13 protein-coding genes and 1 pseudogene are annotated in these 18901 nt (G+C 63.1%); 7 read left to right on the top strand and 7 right to left on the bottom strand.

The features are described 5' to 3' along the window. Nucleotides 1-22: 22 nt before the first annotated feature. From ABT24_RS11285 to dnaA, 6 genes are all read right to left on the bottom strand, one after another. Nucleotides 23-997 (bottom strand): formate dehydrogenase accessory sulfurtransferase FdhD, encoded by a 975-nt coding sequence (locus ABT24_RS11285; protein ID WP_276732198.1) that lies wholly within the window; start codon nucleotides 995-997, stop codon nucleotides 23-25. A 17-nt stretch (nucleotides 998-1014) separates the two neighbouring features. Continuing rightward, entirely contained in the window at nucleotides 1015-3948 is a 2934-nt protein-coding gene (fdhF, locus tag ABT24_RS11280) for a formate dehydrogenase subunit alpha (RefSeq protein ID WP_276732199.1), read from the bottom strand. Beyond that, a complete protein-coding gene (locus tag ABT24_RS11275; RefSeq protein WP_276732200.1) occupies nucleotides 3949-5742 on the bottom strand; it encodes an NADH-ubiquinone oxidoreductase-F iron-sulfur binding region domain-containing protein in 1794 nt (597 codons plus the stop codon). A 273-nt stretch (nucleotides 5743-6015) separates the two neighbouring features. Continuing rightward, the gene (gene gyrB / locus ABT24_RS11270) at nucleotides 6016-8499 is read right to left on the bottom strand and encodes a DNA topoisomerase (ATP-hydrolyzing) subunit B (RefSeq protein WP_276732201.1); all 2484 of its coding nucleotides are present in this window, start codon (nucleotides 8497-8499) and stop codon (nucleotides 6016-6018) included. An 89-nt stretch (nucleotides 8500-8588) separates the two neighbouring features. Continuing rightward, complete coding sequence (dnaN, locus tag ABT24_RS11265; RefSeq protein ID WP_013121834.1) at nucleotides 8589-9704, bottom strand: DNA polymerase III subunit beta; 1116 nt, start codon at nucleotides 9702-9704, stop codon at nucleotides 8589-8591. Nucleotides 9705-9954: 250 nt separating this feature from the next. Beyond that, on the bottom strand, nucleotides 9955-11409 hold the full coding sequence (dnaA, locus tag ABT24_RS11260) for a chromosomal replication initiator protein DnaA (protein WP_276732202.1): 1455 nt from the start codon (nucleotides 11407-11409) through the stop codon (nucleotides 9955-9957). 591 nt (nucleotides 11410-12000) lie between these two features. On the opposite strand from dnaA, the gene rpmH reads away from it, so the two are divergent. From rpmH to mnmE, 5 genes and pseudogenes are all read left to right on the top strand, one after another. Further along, nucleotides 12001-12135, top strand: a complete 135-nt coding sequence (gene rpmH, locus ABT24_RS11255) for a 50S ribosomal protein L34 (protein WP_013107607.1) — start codon at nucleotides 12001-12003, stop codon at nucleotides 12133-12135. Nucleotides 12136-12266: 131 nt separating this feature from the next. After that, nucleotides 12267-12683 carry a ribonuclease P protein component gene (locus ABT24_RS11250; RefSeq protein WP_276732203.1) on the top strand — a complete coding sequence of 139 codons (417 nt, stop codon included), beginning with the start codon at nucleotides 12267-12269 and terminating at the stop codon, nucleotides 12681-12683. Further along, nucleotides 12680-12886: pseudogene (gene yidD, locus ABT24_RS11245) on the top strand (membrane protein insertion efficiency factor YidD); the annotation flags it as partial. The gene ABT24_RS11250 and the pseudogene yidD, both read left to right, overlap by 4 nt. 278 nt (nucleotides 12887-13164) lie before the next feature. Continuing rightward, nucleotides 13165-14862: a membrane protein insertase YidC gene (gene yidC, locus ABT24_RS11240; protein ID WP_276732205.1), complete on the top strand. Its 1698-nt coding sequence runs from the start codon at nucleotides 13165-13167 to the stop codon at nucleotides 14860-14862. A gap of 43 nt (nucleotides 14863-14905) precedes the next feature. Continuing rightward, entirely contained in the window at nucleotides 14906-16324 is a 1419-nt protein-coding gene (gene mnmE / locus ABT24_RS11235) for a tRNA uridine-5-carboxymethylaminomethyl(34) synthesis GTPase MnmE (protein ID WP_276732206.1), read from the top strand. Nucleotide 16325: 1 nt separating this feature from the next. On the opposite strand, the gene ABT24_RS11230 is transcribed toward mnmE, so the two are convergent. Continuing rightward, nucleotides 16326-17336: a D-2-hydroxyacid dehydrogenase family protein gene (locus ABT24_RS11230; protein WP_276732207.1), complete on the bottom strand. Its 1011-nt coding sequence runs from the start codon at nucleotides 17334-17336 to the stop codon at nucleotides 16326-16328. Between the two features lie 235 nt (nucleotides 17337-17571). Between ABT24_RS11230 and ABT24_RS11225 the strand changes: the two genes are divergently transcribed. Both ABT24_RS11225 and ABT24_RS11220 read left to right on the top strand, forming a co-directional pair. Beyond that, nucleotides 17572-18141: an SRPBCC family protein gene (locus tag ABT24_RS11225; RefSeq protein WP_013107601.1), complete on the top strand. Its 570-nt coding sequence runs from the start codon at nucleotides 17572-17574 to the stop codon at nucleotides 18139-18141. A 230-nt stretch (nucleotides 18142-18371) separates the two neighbouring features. Further along, nucleotides 18372-18901, top strand: a 530-nt coding sequence (locus ABT24_RS11220; protein ID WP_286737836.1) for a branched-chain amino acid ABC transporter substrate-binding protein, incomplete at its 3' end; no start/stop codon positions are given.

Genomic DNA, 18901 nt, shown 5'->3' with positions numbered 1-18901 from the left:
CCCCAGACCTGCCGCGTTCGCGTCAGGCCCCCCGAGGGGGATGAGAAAACTTGGGGCGGCCCGGCGTTTTCTCATGAGCCGTGTCGGTGAAGGCGAGAGGGACGGTGGGCGGCGGGGCTTCGGCGTCGAAGCGTTCAAACCCGGTGTAGCACAGGAAGTGACGGCCCGCGGCGCGGCCGAACAGGGTCATGCCCAGCGTCTCGGCCAGTTGGTGGCCCATGGCGGTCACCCCGTTGCGCGACACGATGATGGGCACGCCCATCCGGGCCGACTTGATCACCATTTCGCTGGTGAGCCGCCCGGTGGTGTAGAACACCTTGTCGCCCCCCTGCACGCCGTGCACCGCCATCCAGCCGGCGACGGTGTCGATGGCGTTGTGGCGGCCGACGTCTTCGACAAAGCATTGCAGCGCGTCGCCGTGAAACAGTGCGCAGCCGTGCACCGATCCGGCCTGGCGGTGCACGCTGTCGCGTAGCTTCATTTGGTCGAGCAGGCTGATCAGCGTAGCGTGGCTCAGGCGCGCGGCCTGCGCGTCGGGCAGGCGGGTCTGGCCCAGTTGCGCCATCGCGTCGCCAAAGACCGTACCCTGCCCGCAGCCGGTGGTGACGACGCGGCGCGCGATGCGGGCTTCGAGGTCGCTGACGCCGTGGCGGGTGCGCACCGCCGCGGCCTCCACCGCCCAGTCCACATCGATGCCGTCGATCTCGCCCACCTGCTCGACCAGGCCCTGATTGAGCAGGTAGCCGAGCACCAGCAGTTCGGGATTCGCGCCCAGAGTCATCAGCGTGACCAGCTCGCGTTTGTCGAGATAGATCGTCAGCGGACGTTCGGTCGGGATGTCGATCTGCCGATGCTCGCCATGCTGATCGAGTATCCCGATCGGCCGCACGACCTCGCAGCGCGCCTGACTGAGGCGGGGCGCGTCGGGCCGACGCGGCAGCGCCACGGCCTCGAAGGCGGTTGGCGCTACGGTCTCCAAAGCGGGTAGATCGCCCATATTGAAGCCCATAAGGCCTATGTCGCTGGCTCCGAAATCTCGGCCCTGCTGCGGGCGTAACCCGCAACCGGCGCCAGCGTGCCGCCTGCGCTCACGGCCACCGCGCAGTACTTGAACTCGGGGATCTTGCCGAACGGGTCGAGCGCCGGATTGGTCAGCAGATTGGCCGCGGCCTCGTAATAAGCGAAGGGAATGAATACGGCGCCGTCGGGCGTGCCGTCGTCGCGCCGCGCGGTGAGCACCACGGCGCCGCGGCGCGAACGCACGGTGATGGGCTCGCCCGGCTGCACGCCGAGTTTGCGCAGCTCGGCCGAATTCATCGACGCGGTGGGCATCGGCTCGATAGCGCCCAGCACGGCTGAGCGCCGCGTCATGCTGCCGGTGTGCCAGTGTTCGAGCTGGCGACCGGTGATGAGCACCTGCGGAAACTCCGCATCGGGCCGCTCGGACGCTGGAATGATGTCGGCGGGTACCAATTTGACGCGGCCGTCCGCAGTCGGAAAACGGTCTGCGAACACAATGGGCTGCCCCGGGTCTTGCGGCGTGAGGCAGGGATAGGTCACGCTGCCCTCGCGCTCCAGCCGCTCCCAGGTAATGCCGCCGATGGCCGCCGCCATGGTCTGGCGCATTTCTTCATACACCGCGGCTACACCCTGCTCCGGGCCGGGGTAGTGCCAGTTCAGCCCCATGCGCGCGGCCATCTGCTGGATGATCCACAGATCGGGCCGCGCATCGCCCGGCGGGTTGAGCGCGCGCCGCCCCAGTTGCACCATGCGGTCGGTGTTGGTGACGGTGCCGGTCTTCTCGGGCCAGGCGCTCGCGGGCAGCACCACATCGGCCAGCCAGGCGGTCTCGGTCATGAAAATATCCTGAACCACCAGATGTTCCAGCGCGCACAGCGCCTGCCGCGCGTGGTTCAGATCGGGGTCGCTCATCGCCGGGTTTTCGCCCTCGATATACATGCCGCGTATCTTGTGCGGATCGCTGTCGGGCGCCAGGCATTTGTGCAGGATCTCGACCACGGTGTAGCCGGGCTTGTCGTCGAGCCGTGTCTGCCAGAACGCCTCGAACCACGCATGCGCCTGCGGATTGCTGACGAGCTGGTAGTTCGGGTACATCATGGGAATGAGGCCCGCATCGCTCGCGCCCTGCACATTGTTCTGCCCGCGCAGGGGATGCAGCCCGCTGCCGGGCTTGCCGATCTGGCCGGTCACGCTGGTCAGCGCGATGAGGCAGCGCGCGTTGTCGGTGCCGTGCACATGCTGGCTGATGCCCATGCCCCACAGAATCATCGAGGCCTTGCTGGTGGCGAAGGCGCGGGCCACTTCGCGGATGGTCTCGGCCGGTATGCCGCAGATCGGCGCCATGGCCTCGGCGCTGTAGCCCTGGATGTTTTGCTTCAGCGCCTCGAAGTTGCTGGCGCGCTGCGTCACGAACTCCTGATCGACCAGGCCTTCTTCGATGACGGTGTGAATCATGGCGTTGAGCAGGGCCACGTCGGTATCGGGGCGGAACTGCAGCGTGCACCAGGCATGGCGGCCGATGTCGGTCACGCGCGGATCGGCCAGCACGATCTTGGCGCCGCGCTTGGCGGCGTTTTTCATCCAGGTGGCCGCCACCGGGTGATTGGCCGTGGGGTTGGAGCCGATCACCAGAATGAGCTCGGCATGCTCCACATCGTTGACCTGGTTGCTCACCGCGCCCGAGCCCACCCCTTCGAGCAGCGCGGCCACGCTGGACGCATGGCACAGCCGGGTGCAGTGGTCGACGTTGTTGCTGCCGAAGCCGGTGCGCACCAGCTTCTGGAACAAGTAGGCCTCTTCGTTGCTGCCTTTGGCCGAGCCGAAACCGGCCAGCGCCTTGTCGCCGTGGCGGGTACGCAGGTCTTTGAGCTTGCCGGCGGCGAAGTCGAGCGCTTCTTCCCAGGTGGCCTCGCGGAAGGCGTCGCGCCAATCGCCCTGGTGCGACAGCAGGGCCGGGTCTTTGGGCACGCCGGGCTTGCGGATCAGCGGTCGGGTCAGGCGTTGCGGGTGGTGCGCGTAGTCGAAGCCAAAGCGGCCTTTGACGCACAGGCGGCCGTGGTTGGCGGGGCCATCGCGGCCATCGACGCTGACGATGATCTCGTCTTTCACGTTGTAGGTGATCTGGCAGCCCACGCCGCAGAACGGGCAGACCGAATCGACCCGGCGATCAACTGTCTGCGCGCCGATGTGGGTCTTGGGCATGAGCGCGCCCGTGGGGCAGGCTTGCACGCACTCGCCGCAGGCCACGCAGGTGCTGTCGCCCATGGGGTCGTGCAGGTCGAACACGATTTCGCTGTGATGGCCGCGAAAGGCGTAGCCGATGACGTCGTTGACCTGCTCTTCGCGGCAGGCTCGCACGCAGCGGTTGCACTGAATGCAGGCATCGAGGTTGACCGCCATCGCCGGGTGCGACACGTCGGGCGCGGGCTGGGTGCGGCGGGTGAGTGCCCCCTGGGCCGGGCTGTGCCCTGCCCGCCCCCCGTGGGGGTCAAGAACACTTGGGGCGGCCCGGCGTGTTCTTGAAATCGCCGCCAGCGCCGGTCGCACCTGCACGTTTTGGCGCGCGGCCCAGTCGCTGAGTTCGCCGTGCGGGCGGGTGGCGTCGTCGCCCAGCCATTTGTAGCCCTTCTCGGGCAGGTCCGACAGCAGCATTTCGAGCACCATGTTCTGGCTCTTCACCGCGCGCGGGCTGTCGGCATGCACCTTCATGCCCTCGGTTGCGGTGCGGCAGCAGCTTGGCGCCAGCACACGCTCGCCGTTGATCTCGACCATGCAGGCGCGGCAGTTGCCATCGGGCCGGTAGCCGGGTTTGTGGCACAGCCGGGGTATCGCCACACCGTGGCGGTCGGCCAGTTCCAGCAGGGTTTCGCCTTCGAGCGCCTGCACCGGGCGGCCATTGAGTTCAAGCTCGATCGTCTTCGTATTCATTCAAGACACCTCGTGAGCAAAATAGGTCTGCACGCAGCGCACCGGGTTGGGCGCCGCCTGTCCGAGGCCGCAGATGGAGGCGTCGGCCATGACCTGATTCAGGTCTTCGAGCGTGGCGTGATCCCATTGCGGAGCCTGCATCAGTTGCGCGGCCTTGCCGGTGCCGACGCGGCAGGGCGTGCACTGGCCGCAGCTTTCGTGCTCGAAAAAGCGCATGACGTTGAGCGCGGCGTCGCGGGCGCGGTCTTGGTGGCTGAGCACGATGATGGCTGCAGAGCCAATGAAGCAACCATGCGGCTGCAGGGTGTCGAAGTCGAGCGGCACATCGGCCAGCCGCGCCGGTAGGATGCCCCCGGAAGCGCCGCCGGGCAGGTAGGCGTAGAGCGTGTGGCCGTCGAGCATGCCGCCGCAATAGGTGTCGACCAGTTCCTTCAAGGTGATGCCCGCCGGAGCGAGTTTCACCCCGGGCGACTTCACCCGGCCGCTGACGCTGAAGGAACGCAGCCCCTTGCGGCCATTCAGCCCAAAGCTGCTGAACCAGGCCGCGCCACGCTCGACGATATCGCGCACCCAATACAGGGTCTCGAAGTTGTGTTCGAGTGTGGGGCGTCCGAACAGACCAATTTCAGCGATGTAGGGCGGACGCATGCGCGGTTCGCCGCGCTTGCCTTCGATGCTCTCGATCATCGCCGACTCTTCGCCGCAGATATATGCGCCCGCGCCGCGCCGCAGCTCGATGTGCGGCAGCGCGCAGGGCGGATCGGCCTGCAGCCGGGCAATCTCGCGCTCCAGAACGGCGCGGCCGCCGTGATACTCGTCGCGCAGGTAGAGGTAGCAGGTGGAAATACCCACCACCTGCGCGGCAATCAGCACGCCCTCGATAAAGCGGTGCGGGTCTCGCTCGAGATAGGTGCGATCCTTGAAGGTGCCCGGCTCGCCCTCGTCGATATTCACCGCCATCAGCCGGGGCGCGGGGTAGTTGCGCACGATGCCCCATTTGCGCCCTGCCGGAAAACCCGCGCCGCCCAGGCCGCGCAGGCCCGAGTCACTCAAGGCTTTGATCACCTCTTCCGCTGAACGCTGGCCGCTGGCTACAGCCGCCGCCAGTGCATAACCGCCCCGCGCGCGGTAAGCGTCATAGCCGACACAGGCCGGGGTCACCTCGCCCGACCCGTTGGTGACCGCCTGCGGGCCGACTGCGGCCAGGTCGAAGTCTGCATCATCAGCAGGTAGCGGATGCTGCAGGCGTCGGTTTGCCACGCTCTCGCGCACCGCGTCTGGCGTGGCATGCGCCACCGGCCATTGCCCCACCACCGCCACCGGCGCCTGCTCGCAGCGGCCCACGCAAGGCGTGGGCATCACGCGCACCTCGGCGCCGAGCAACTGCGGCAGACGCTGCAGAAGATCGCTCGCCCCGGCCAGCGAGCACGACAGGCTGTCGCACACGCGCACCGTGATGGCCGCAGGCTGGGCATCGTCGCGCAGCACTTCGAAGTGGTGATAGAAAGTCGCCACCTCGTACACCTCGGCCATCGGCAGATTCATCAACCGGGCCAGCGCCACCAAATGGCGCTCGTGCAGCCCGTGCCACTGGTCATTGATGCGGTGCAAATGCTCGATCAGCAGATCGCGGCGGTGCGGCCCGGCGCCGATAAGCTGCTGCACCTCGGCCAGCGCCTGCGGCTCGGGCTGGCGCCCCTTGAGCTTGCCCCGACGCCGGGCACGCCCGCGCATTTCATCGGCCGAAGCCAGAACCACGGCAGAGGTGTCGGAAGATGGAGAGGAATCGGTCATGATGTTTCAGCGGAACATCGATGCTCCGCAAGCAGTAATTGTTTTGGCAACGGCGCCAAGCTCGCGCTGCTGCTGCGCGCATCCCTGTCACCGCATCTCTGTCACTTTAGCCGCTGCGTGTTGCACGTGCCAGAACACTGAATTCTGCTCAGCCGATGCGAGCACGGCGAGTAAAAAAGCCCAGCGCCGCTCAAGCGCCGGGCTATTGACCACCTTTATCGAACTGGAAGCTCCATAGCTTGCTCAGCTTATGTCTTCACCTACAAAACGTCGTCAAATATCCAGATTCGCCGCCCGCAGGGCGTTGGTTTCGATGAAGTCGCGCCGGGGTTCGACTTCGTCGCCCATGAGCATGGTGAACACGCGGTCGGCTTCGATGGCGTCGTCGATCTGCACGCGCAGCAGGCGGCGCACGGCCGGGTCCATGGTGGTTTCCCAGAGTTGCTCGGGATTCATCTCGCCCAGGCCTTTGTAGCGCTGGCGGCCGACGGTGTTTTCGGCCTGGCGGATGAGCCAGTCCATGGCTTCGCGGAAACTGGCCACGGCGGCTTCCTTGGCGTTGTCGCCGTTGCCGCGCCGCACGGATGAGCCTGCGGCGATGAGTCCGTGGAAGGTCTGCGCGGCCTGCGCCAGCACGGCGTAGTCGGCGCCGTGAACGAAGTCGGCGTGCAGCACGGTGGATTTGAGGTTGCCGTGGTGACGGCGCACGATACGCAGATACGGTTTTTCGGTACGCGGGTCGATTTCGGCGAGCACTTGCGGCGCTTCGCCATGGTCGGTGTGCTTCTCCAGATAGGCCGCCATCGCATCGGCGCTGGCTTGCGCCGCATGGTCGAGGTCAATGACGACACCATCGACGATGGCGCGCAGGGCCTGCTCATCCATGAACACGCCCAGCCGAGCGATCACGGCTTCGGCCAGGACATGCTGGCGAGCGAGTTGTTCGAGGGTTTCACCCGCCAGCGGCGCCGGGGTATCAGGGCGGTGGATGACGGCGTCTTTGAGCGCCACGCGCAGCAGGTAGGCGTCGAGCTCAGAGGCGTCTTTGAGATATTGCTCATCCTTGCCGTGTTTGACTTTGTAGAGCGGCGGCTGGGCGATGTAGATGTGCCCGCGCTCGACAATCTCGGGCATCTGGCGGAAGAAGAAAGTGAGCAGCAGGGTGCGGATGTGCGCGCCGTCCACGTCGGCATCGGTCATGATGATGATGCGGTGGTAACGCAGCTTGTCGATGTTGAAATCGTCCTTGCCGATGCTGGTGCCCATCGCGGTAATGAGGGTGAGGATTTCGTTGCTGGTGAGCAGCTTCTCGAAGCGCGCCTTCTCGACGTTGAGAATCTTGCCGCGCAGGGGCAGGATGGCTTGGAACTTGCGGTCGCGGCCCTGTTTGGCCGAGCCGCCGGCGGAGTCGCCCTCCACCAGATAGAGCTCGCACAGGGCGGGGTCTTTTTCCTGGCAGTCGGCCAGTTTTCCGGGCAGGCCCAGACCGTCCATCACGCCCTTGCGGCGGGTCATTTCGCGCGCCTTGCGCGCGGCTTCGCGGGCACGGGCAGCGTCGATGATCTTGCCGCAGATGATTTTGGCGTCGGTCGGGGTTTCGAGCAGGTAGTCGGACAGCGCCTTGGCCACCAGGTCTTCGACCGGGCCGCGCACTTCGCTCGACACCAGCTTGTCCTTGGTCTGGCTGCTGAACTTGGGGTCGGGCACTTTGACCGATAGCACGCAGGTGAGGCCTTCGCGCATGTCGTCACCGCTGATCTCGACCTTGGCTTTTTTCGCCAGCTCGTTGTCGTCGATGTATTTGTTCATCACCCGGGTCATCGCTGCGCGCAGTCCGGTGAGGTGGGTGCCGCCGTCGCGCTGCGGAATGTTGTTGGTGAAGCACTGCACGGTTTCAGCGTAGCCGTCGTTCCACTGCATGGAGACTTCCACGCTGATGGTGCTGCCTACCTCGGAAGCTTTCTCAGCTTGGGCATAAAAAATATTGGGGTGCAGCACGCTCTTGCCGCGGTTGATGTATTCGACAAAGCCTTTCACCCCGCCGGAGAAGGCGAAGTTTTCTTCCTTGCCCTGACGCTCATCCACTAGCCGGATCTTGACGCCGTGGTTGAGGAAGGAAAGCTCGCGCAGGCGCTTAGCCAGCACTTCGTAGTGGAAATCGACCGTGGTGAAAATCTCGGCATCTGGCAGGAAGTGCACCTCGGTGCCGCGTTTATCGGTCTTGCCGGTAATCGGAGCGACGGAGACTTCCACTCCATCGATCATCTGCGTCTGCCGGTTTTGCAGCGCGCCGCGGACGAATTCGAGGGTATGCACATCGCCGTCGCGCCGCACCACGAGGCGCAGCCATTGCGACAGAGCGTTGACGCAGCTCACACCCACACCGTGCAGGCCGCCGGAGACCTTGTAGCTGTTCTGATTGAACTTGCCCCCGGCGTGCAGCTCGGTGAGGGCGATTTCGGCCGCGCTGCGCTTGGGCTCGTGCTTATCGTCCATCTTCACGCCGGTAGGAATGCCGCGGCCGTTGTCGGTCACGCTGATGGAGTTGTCTGAGTGGATGGTGACGACGATGTCATCACAAAACCCGGCCAGGGCTTCGTCGATGGAGTTATCGACGACTTCGAACACCAGATGATGCAGGCCGGTGCCGTCTGAGGTGTCGCCGATGTACATGCCGGGACGTTTGCGCACCGCTTCGAGTCCCTCCAGGATTTGAATGGAATTTTCGCTGTAGCTGTCGTTCTTCGGTTCGTTCATCAGACACTTTCAAAAACAGATTCCATGAGCTTTCATGGCAAAAAATCGATTCGGTGAGGCGGGGTGAAGCGCAATGAGCATGCGACCGCTCAGATCCGCATGGGCATGACCACGTACTTGAAGTTGGGCTCGTCGGGCATGGTGAACAGCGCGCTGCTGTTGCCGTCCTGCAGTTCGAGGCGAATCTGGTCGGAGGTCATATTGGCCAGCGCGTCGATGAGGTAGGCGATGTTGAAGCCGATTTCGATGACGTCGCCGCCGTAGTCGATATCGATTTCTTCCTGCGCTTCTTCCTGCTCGGCGTTGATGGAGGTCAGCCGCAACAGCCCCGGCTCTAAGTTGACGCGCACGCCTTTGAACTTGTCGTTGGTCAGAATGGCCACGCGCTGCAGCGCCGCCTGCAGCGTCGTGCGCTCGACCTGCAGCATATTTCGGTGGCCCTTGGGCACGACGCGCTGGTAATCGGGGAACTTGCCTTCGATGAGCTTGCTGGTGAATTCCAGCCCGTCCAGGGTCAAGCGCGCCTGATTGCTGGCCAGGGCGATGTCGATCATGGCGTCGTCTTCATCGCTGAGCAGGCGGCTGAGTTCGAGCACGGTCTTGCGCGGCAGAATGATTTCGCGCCGCTCCACCGCCTTTTCCAGCGGGGCGGAAGCCAGGGTCATGCGGTGACCGTCGGTGGCCACCAGATGCATCTGCTGTCCATCGGCTACCCACAACATGCCATTGAGGTAGTAGCGAATATCGTGCTGCGCCATGGCGAAGTGGGTCAGGCCGAGCAGGCGCTTGAGCAGCTTTTGCGGCAGGCGCAGGGCGTGGTCGCTGAAGTCGGTCGCAGCGCGTACCAGCGGAAAGTCTTCTGCCGGCAGGGTTTGCAGGCTGAAGCGGCTTTTGGCGGCCCGAACCGTCATCTTGCCGTCTGACCATTCCAGCGTCACATTGCCCGGGCTGGCCGCGCGCAGGATGTCGAGCAGCTTGCGCATATTGACTGTGATGGCCGCGTCTTCCGCACTGGTCTGTACCGCCTCGCCCGCTTGCAGACGGATCTGCACTTCCATATCGCTGGTGATGAACAGAGTGCCATTCGCGTTGTGCTGGATGAGCACATTGGCGAGGATGGGCAGGGTTTGGCGGCGCTCGACGATGCCCGCTCCCTGTCCGAGCAGCTTGAGCAGTTCATCGCGGGAAGACGTCAATCTGTTCATTCTTTCTTTTCCTTTATTCAGAATAGGACTGATAGTAAGGGTCGGCCTGTGTTGTGGATAAGACAAAAAACGCTGTATTCATGCGGTTTGCGCAGCAGCCAGAGTCTGTGGACAAGCGGTCTGGAGCGCAAGGACGGTTTGGAACAACTTGACCGAAAACGCGCTGGCCCCCGACTTATCCAGAAACTCTTCACACACTACACAACGACTTGTTCATTTTGAGAAGGAGGACGCTAAAAGCGGTTCGGCTTCAGGCTTTGAGAGTTTGCTCGAGCACATGGAGCTGTTGGTTGAGTTCCTGCAGTTTGATGCGCTCCTGTCCGATCTTGCGCACCGCATGGAGCACCGTGGTGTGATCGCGCCCTCCGAACAGCTCGCCGATCTCCGGCAGGCTCTTGTGCGTCAGCTCCTTGGCGAGGTACATGGCGATCTGGCGCGGACGGGCGATGCTGGCAGGGCGCTTTTTGGAATACATATCGGCCACCTTGATCTTGTAGAAGTCGGCCACGGTTTTCTGGATGTTTTCGACCGACACCTGGCGATTTTGCAGCGACAGCAGATCTTTGAGCGCTTCCTTGGCCAGACCGATCGACACGTCCTGGCCGCTGAAGCGGGCGTAGGCCAGAATTTTGCGCAGCGCGCCTTCGAGTTCACGCACATTCGATCGCACGTTCTTGGCGACAAAAAACGCCACTTCTTCCGGCAGATGGGCCAGTTCGGCATCGGCCTTGCGCAGCAGAATGGCCACGCGCATTTCGAGTTCGGGCGGCTCGATGGCCACCGTGAGGCCGGAATCGAAGCGCGAGACCAGGCGCTGATCCATCTCGCGGAGTTCCTTGGGGTAGGTGTCGCTGGTGAGAATGATCTGCGAGCGTTTGGTGATCAGCGCTTCGAAAGCGTAGAAAAACTCTTCCTGCGTCTTGTCTTTGCCGGCGAAAAACTGCACGTCGTCGATCAGCAGCAGGTCGAGCGAGTGGTAGTAGCGCTTGAATTCCTCGAAGGCCTTGCGCTGGTAGGCACGCACCACTTCGCTGACGAACTGCTCGGCCTGCAGGTAACGAATGCGCGCGCCCGGCTGTTGCGCCAGGAGCGCGTTGCCGACCGCGTGCATGAGATGGGTCTTGCCCAGACCGACGCCGCCGTAGATGAACAGCGGGTTGTAGGAGCGCCCGGGGTTTTCCGCAACTTGAATGGCCGCGGCGCGGGCAAGCTGGTTGGCCTTGCCGGTGACCAGGGTTTCGAAGCTGAGCATGGGGTTGAGGCGCGAGCGCTCCAGGGCGTCGGCTTCTGCGGCATCTCTCGCAGCGTTACTCACGCCGTCCGGACCGGCCAATTGCTGGGGCGTGGCGTGGTCGGCAGAATGAGTCGCTTGCGCTGATCCCGATGTGGAGCTTGCCCCACCGCCGGACTGCAAACCCTGCGCCCCGCTGTGATGCATGGCGGCGCGTGCCGGCGCTTTCTGCACAATGAATTCGACCTGCACAGGGCGGCCCACGATCGCGCTGAGCGACTCGGTGATGCGCGGGCCATACTGTGAGCGCAACCAGTCGAGCTTGAAGCGGTTGGGAACGTGCAGGATGGCAGTGTTGCCATCCTCGCTCCAGTGGGGGCAGGACAGCGGCTTGATCCAGGCGGCGAATTGCTGATCGGGGATGACCGTGGCCAACTGGGCGCAGCACTGCTGCCAGGATTGTTCTTGTGTCATGCAGGTACGGCGAGAGAGACGAGTTCCAGAAGGCGCTGGCTCAACGGTAGCCGGTTAAAGAACCTGGCTGCGGAACCGGGCTGCGCGCCTTGAGGGGGAGACAAAAAATTTTGTGGACAATTTTCAGGACATTCGACATTCAGCCGGGGGCTGAATCGGCCTCGACAGGGGCGTTGGCCGCCTGCAAAGCCCGTCGAAAAGGCCATCGATCGTCAACTTTGGAAAGCGCTCAGTTTAACTCCACAGTGCAAGTTATCCACAGACTGAACAGGCAATTTTTCTTGGAGCCGGGGGCTTGCGCTGCAGGGCGCATTTGAGGCGGATGATCGTTGGTTTTGAATGCCGTTTTGAAGGTCATCAGGGCCTGAGCTTTCTGGAAAACCTCTTTTGATTGACAAGAGGATGGAATCTCAGTCCAATGGAGGGCTTTTTTTCGGAATCTTGGTCTAGCGCGTAGCAAGACTTCAAGTTTGCGACTTTAAGTTTTTTCGGCGCGCGTATTTTGGATTTGTGGGGTGATGTGCATGAGTGTGCACAGCATGAAGGCACAGGTCCAGGCGCGCAGCTCCTATTTTTGTCAAGGTGAGTTTCATGAAACGTACGTATCAACCTTCGAAGACCCGCCGTCAGCGTACCCACGGCTTTTTGGTGCGGATGAAGACCAGGGGTGGCCGCGCGGTCATCAATGCGCGCCGCGCTAAGGGCCGCAAGCGCCTGGCTGTCTAAGATCCGCTGGGCTGTTGGGTTTGAACGATCTGCGGCTTGCTGCTTTGCGGGCTGCCGATATCGATCTTTCGACAGTCGGGGACGTCATGGCAGATCAGCCGATTTCACGATCGGGCACTCTGCATCTCGAAATGTTGCGGCAACCCGAAGCGTTTGCCGCGATGTTTGCTGCGCGCTACGCGCAACAGGCTGAATTTCGCCTGCACTACCGCGCTACGCCGACCGAGTGGGTGCCAGACGCCGCCCCTGCCTCTGCCCAGCCGCGCTGCTGGCTTGGTCTGGTCATTCCGAAAAAGTTCTGCAAACCGGCGGTACGGCGCAATCTGATCAAGCGGGTGATGCGCCAGGCGCTGCGTGAATTGCGGCTGCCGAGCGAGGCACAGATGCAGGCGCCGGTGCTGATGCTGCGGTTGACGCGCAAATTGCCCGCGGAATTCCGCAGCGCCCGTTCACCGGCGTTGCTGGCCTATGTGCAGCAGGCGGTGAACGCTTTGCTCAAAAGCTGGATCGAACGTACGGTCGTGGTGACTGGGCGAAGTGCCGCATGAAGTCTGTTCTGATCGGTCTGGTACGGCTGTACCGTCTGCTGTTGAGCCCTTGGGTGGGCGGGCAGTGCCGTTTTTACCCCACTTGTTCGCAATACACCATCGAAGCGCTGGAGCGGCACGGGGCAGCGGCGGGCAGCTATCTGGGCGCGGTCAGAATTTTGCGGTGCCAGCCCTGGTGTCAGGGGGGGCATGAGCCGGTGCCAGACGCTTTCACCTGGGCGCCCTGGCGCCGACGGACGGAAGAGGACGAAGCGTCAGATGCGATTGCTTCAGATGGCGCGCAGGCTGTGTCACCGCAGCCCATGCACAATAGCGGGTCGAGGTCTGATGAATCAGTCTCGTCTGCGGAGTCTGGCGCTTGCGCTGAGGGGCCGGAAAGCCCGGTTTCATTTCCCTCTGCTTCACCCCTGAGTGCTTCATCGTTCACCCCCAAGCCCTGAAGCCATCGGGCACTTCTGCATCACTACAACAGGATTTGCGTATGGATCTCCGCCGTTCGGTTCTCTGGGTGGTTTTCACCATGTCGATGATTTTTCTGTACAACTCCTGGCTGCGCTACAACGGCGAGACGGATTTGTTCGGAACGCCACCGGCCCATCCGACTCAAGTCGCCAGCGCGCCGACCAGCGCAGTGCCGCAGGCGGCGCCAAGCGCGGCCACGCCGCCGAATATCGCCGGTGCTGCGGCAACCGCGCCGCTGTCCGCCCCGGTCGCAGCGGCGTCTGCCGCTCCCGCGGCCCAGCTCGCCACCATCCGCACCGATCTGATGGATGTGAAAATTTCTTCGCGCGGCGGCAATCTGGTCTATGCCAAGCTGCTCAAGTATGAGAGCCGCACCGAGCCGGGCAAGAACGTGGTCTTGTTCGACGATACGGCGAGCAATAAATACATGGCGCAGTCGGGCTTGATCGGGGGCGATTTTCCCAACCATGAAACCGAGATGACGGTGCTGCCGGGGCCGCGCGACATGGGCAACGCCAAGACGCTGCAGGTCAAACTGGTCTCGCCCGATCTGGGCGGCATCAAACTCGAGCGCACCTACACCTTCACCCGCGACAGCTATGTGGTGAATGTGCAGAACACCATCACCAACACCGGTAGTGTCGCGGTGGCGCCGCAGATGTATATGCAGCTCGTGCGCGACGGCAACACGCCTGCGGGTGACGAGTCGCACTTCTATCACACCTATACCGGCCCGGCGTATTACGACAACGCCAACAAGTTCCAGAAGTTCGAGTTCAAGGATCTCAAGACCAACGAGGCGCCTAAGAAGGCGGACAGCGGCTGGGTCGCCATGATTCAGCACTACTTCGTTTCGGCCTGGGTGCCTGAGCCCTATGAAGGCTCGCGTGACCTTTATACCCGCAAGCTGGGCGACAACCTGTATGCGGTGGGGGTGATTCAGCCGCTGCCGCAAATTGCTCCGGGCAAGAGCATCACCACCGATGCCAAGCTGTTCGTCGGCCCTGAGCTGGAAAGCACGCTGGGCGCGCTCGCCCCCGGCCTTGAGCTGGTGAAGGACTACGGCTGGGTGACCATTCTGGCCAAGCCGATTTTCTGGCTGCTGGAGATGATCCACAAAGTGGTGCAGAACTGGGGCTGGTCGATCATCGTGCTCACGCTGCTGATCAAGCTGGCGTTCTTCCCGCTGACGGCGGCGAGCTATAAGTCGATGGCGCGCATGAAGGCCGTGGGACCGCGCATCAACGCGCTGCGCGAGTCGTACAAGGGCGATCAGGCGAAGATGAATCAGGCCATGGTCGAGCTGTACCGCAAGGAGAAGATCAATCCGCTGGGCGGCTGCCTGCCGATCGTGATCCAGATACCGGTGTTCATCGCGCTGTACTGGGTGCTGCTATCGAGCGTGGAACTGCGCGGCGCGCCGTGGATTCTGTGGATCCACGATCTGTCGGCCAAAGACCCGTACTACATCCTGCCGGCCATCATGACGGCAACGTCCTTCTTGCAGGTCAAGCTCAACCCGACTCCGCCCGACCCGATGCAGGCGCGGCTGATGTGGATCATGCCGGCGGCGTTTTCCATCATGTTCTTTTTCTTCCCGGCCGGTCTGGTGTTGTACTGGCTGACCAACAACACCACGTCGATTGCGCAGCAGTGGTTCATCAACAAGAAGATGGGCGTGGGTGTGTTGACCGACACCACAGCGGCGGCCAAGTAAAGGCCCACTCAAAGGCCCATTCGATCCGCGCGGTTGCCCGGCCATGAATCTGTTGGCGCAAGACGCCGATCCGATCGTGGCCATTGCAACGGCTCCCGGTCGCGGCGCCGTGGGCATCGTCCGGGCTTCGGGCAAATCGCTTGCGGCTTTGGCGCAGGCCATCACAGGCCGGGCGCTGCTGCCGCGCCATGCCACTTACCTGCCGTTTGGGGATGGTCAGGGCAGGGTGATCGACCAAGGGCTGGCGCTGTTTTTTCCGGCGCCGCATTCCTACACCGGGGAAGACGTACTGGAGTTGCAGATCCACGGCGGGCCGGTGGTGCTGCAACTGCTGCTGGCGCGGCTGCTCGAACTGGGGGCTTCTTCACGCTTGCGGGTGGCGCAGCCCGGCGAATTCACCCGGCGCGCGTTTCTCAACGGCAAACTCGATCTGGCGCAGGCCGAGAGCGTGGCCGATCTGATCGAGGCCAGTACCGAGGCGGCCGCTCGCAGCGCCACCCGGGCGCTGGCCGGCGAGTTGTCGCAGGCCGTGCGCGCACTGGCCGCCGAGTTGGTCGAGTTGCGCCTGCTGGTCGAGGCCACGCTCGATTTTCCCGAGGAAGACATCGACTTTTTGCGCCAGGCGCAGGCGCAGCGGCGTTTGCAGGCCTTGCAGCAGACGCTGCAGCAGGTGCAGGCCAAGACGCGGCAGGGCGCACTGCTGCGCGAAGGACTCCAGGTGGTGCTGGCAGGGCAGCCGAATGTGGGCAAGAGCTCCTTGCTCAACGCATTGGCGGGGGCCGAGCTGGCCATCGTCACGCCCATTGCGGGCACCACGCGAGACAAGGTCAGCCAAACCATCCAGATCGAGGGCGTGCCCTTGCACATCGTCGATACCGCGGGCCTGCGCGACAGCGCCGACGCGGTGGAGCGCATCGGCGTGCAGCGCAGCTGGCACGCCATCGCCGGTGCGGATGTAGTGGTGTTCCTGCACGATCTCACGCGTCTGCAGGCGCCGGGCTATGCCCAGGCCGAGGCGGAAATCGCCCGCGGACTCCCCAAGGGCGCGCCCCTGCTCCACGTTTTCAATAAGCGCGATTGTGTCGAAACCGGCGCCCAGGCGCGGCCATTGCCACAAGTCTGGGCGCAATGGGGCGTGGAGGCCGGTGAGTCGGTCTGGATTTCCGCCGCGACCGGAGACGGTCTGCAGGAACTGCGTCTCAAGCTGCTGCAACTGGCAGGGGCGCAGCCGACCAGCGAGGGCGTGTTCATTGCCCGTCAGCGCCATGTACAGGCGCTGGAGCACACCGGGCAACATCTCGGTGCGGCCTTGCACTTGATCGAGCTGGACGCGCAGGCGCCGCTGGATCTGCTCGCCGAAGAATTGCGGCTATCGCATCAGGCGCTGATGGCGATCACCGGCGAATACACCCCGGACGATCTGCTCGGGGCGATTTTTTCCAGTTTCTGTATCGGCAAATAAATCAAGGTCGGCGCGGCGATAAATCGCCTGCATTGATCGCCGCGCTCAGATCGCCCGCGGCAAACTGGGCGATGGTCCGGAAGGCCTGGGCGAACATCTGCTCATAGTGATCTTGCTCGACAAAGCCGATGTGCGGCGTGCAGATGGCGTTTTCCAGCCGCAGCAGCGGATGGCCCTGCAGAATCGGCTCGGCTTCGAACACATCCACCGCCGCCAGACCCGGCCGTCCGCGATTGAGCGCGGCCACCAACGCATCCGGGGCGAGGAGGTCGGGGCGGGCGGTGTTGACGAGCAAAGAGGTGGGTTGCATCAGCGATAGATCGGCCAGGGTGATGAGATGGCGGGTGGCGTCGGTGAGGCGCAGGTGCAGGCTGAGCACATCGCTGGTGGCGAAGAAGGCTTCGCGCGACTCGGCCGCCAGCAAGCCTTGTTCAGCAGCGCGCGTGCGTGAGGCCTCGCTGCCCCAGACCTGAACCCGCATGTCGAAAGCCTGCCCGTACCGCGCAATGTGCTGGCCAATACGGCCATAGCCCCAGATGCCCAGCGTCTTGCCCGCGAGGCGCTGACCGAGACCGAAATTGGGCGGCATCGACTGCGACTTCAGCCCGGCCTGCTGCCATGCACCATGCTTCAGACTGGCGACATACTGCGGCAGACGCCGCATGGCGGCCAGCACCAGCGCCCAGGTCAGCTCGGCGGTGACGCCGGGGTCGGTCTGCCCATCGGCTACGGCGATGCCCAGATCACTGCACGCTTGCACATCCACATGCGGGCCGATCCGGCCGGTCTGCACCACGAGTTGCAGCTTGGGGCACTTTTCCAGCAATTGCCTCGACAGCACGGTGCGGTCGCGAATCAGCACCAGCGCCTGGGTGTCGCGCAGGCGCACGCTGAGCTGACCTACGCCTTTGACGGTGTTATTGAATATCTTGAGGTCGTGACCGTCGAGCTGCTGCGCGCAATCGAGCTTGCGCACTGCATCCTGATAGTCGTCGAGCACGGTGATCTGCATGGTTATCCGTCCGATGAAACACCAGAGCCGATCAGTGTAGGCCCTTGCCACAGCGCGGAAGAAAGGCGCTCGAAGCGGGCGGATTGGTATTGCCCCGAATAGGAGTTTCCCGATTTTGCTGCACCGCAGCTTGCTTCTGTCGTCAGTCACAGAATATAAGCTGGTCTTGATATATGCCTGTCTGCCGTCCGATGACTCGAACGACGCGACTGGGTGAGACGACATGGAGGCCGAAATGGATGTCAAAGGGAAATGGCTACTGCCGACCAGCCCGCAGAAAACCTGGGAGGCGCTCAACAGCCCGGAAGTGCTCAAAGCCTGCATTCCAGGTTGCGAATCGATCACCGACACCGGATCGGGACATTTCGAGATCGTGCAAGTGCTGGCGGTCGCCGGGTTCAAGACGCGCTTCAGCAGCACACTCACGCTGGAAGACCCCAACCCGCCGCACAGCTACGTGCTGCGCTTCGAGGGCAACGCGGGGAGCGCCGGTTTTGGCCTGGGCCGCGCCCTGGTCGCGTTGCAGCCCACGGCAGACGGCGGCACGCAGATGAACTACCAGGCTACCGCCGAAGTGGGCGGCGCCATCGGCCAGCTGGGCAAGGGCACGGTGGACAGCACGGCGCAGAGTCTGGCGGAAACCTTTTTCTCCCGCTTCGATCAGGTCATGCGCGGGCAACTGCCGGTGGACGACGGCGCCGGTGCCCTCGACCGACTGTGGGGCATGATGCCTCCCTGGGGATGGGCGATTTCCACCCTGGTGCTGGTGTTTATCGTGTATTGGGGGCTGCACGGCACTTGGTGATGTGCAGTTACGGATGAGGTTCATGGGGAACTCCTTGGGTTACATATTGCGACAACCCCAACTGGTTTGATCGCGAAACCCGGCATAGGATGGAATGACAAACGGAGCCTTTTTTGCTCCACATGGGTCTGTATAGAAGCAACCGCAAACTGCGAAGTTTGCGTGCGGCGCTTTTCCGATCAGGCCTGTGATCATCAGCCCTCAAGGCATGTCATATCCAGGAGACTTGCATGAAACTCACCAAACGCCAGTTAAGCGTAACGGTTGCCGCACTATTTTTTGCAGCGGCCCCAGCGTTTGCAGCCAAACCTTTGCTCATCGGTGTTCAGGCGCCGATCACGGGTCAGTACGCCAACGAAGGGCAGGGCATCGCAGACGCCGTGAAACTGATCGTCAAGCAGACCAACGCCAAAGGCGGATTGCTCGGACACCAACTCGAAGTGAAGGTGTGCGATGACCAAGGCGAGGCCGCACCAGCCGCAATTTGTGCACGTCAGTTGACCAATGACGGCGTGCTGGCGGTTATCGGCAGTTACACGAGTGGGGCAGCCCTTGCTGCGCAGCCGATTTATGCCCGTGCAAACATTATCCAGACCTCTGACGGTACCAGCGATGAACTGACTTCCAGGGGTTACAAGACTTTCTTTCGTAACGCCCCGCCCAACAGCGCCGAGGCCTTGTTCACGGCCGGCTACTTCAAAGCGATGGGATACAAGCGTATTGCTGTACTGACGGAACATTCGAGTTTTTCAACAGGGCT

This window comes from Thiomonas sp. SCN 64-16 (genome assembly GCF_001725585.1).
Classification (GTDB): Bacteria; Pseudomonadota; Gammaproteobacteria; order Burkholderiales; family Burkholderiaceae_C; genus Thiomonas; species Thiomonas arsenitoxydans.
This window is presented reverse-complemented; position numbering and strand designations above follow the sequence as displayed.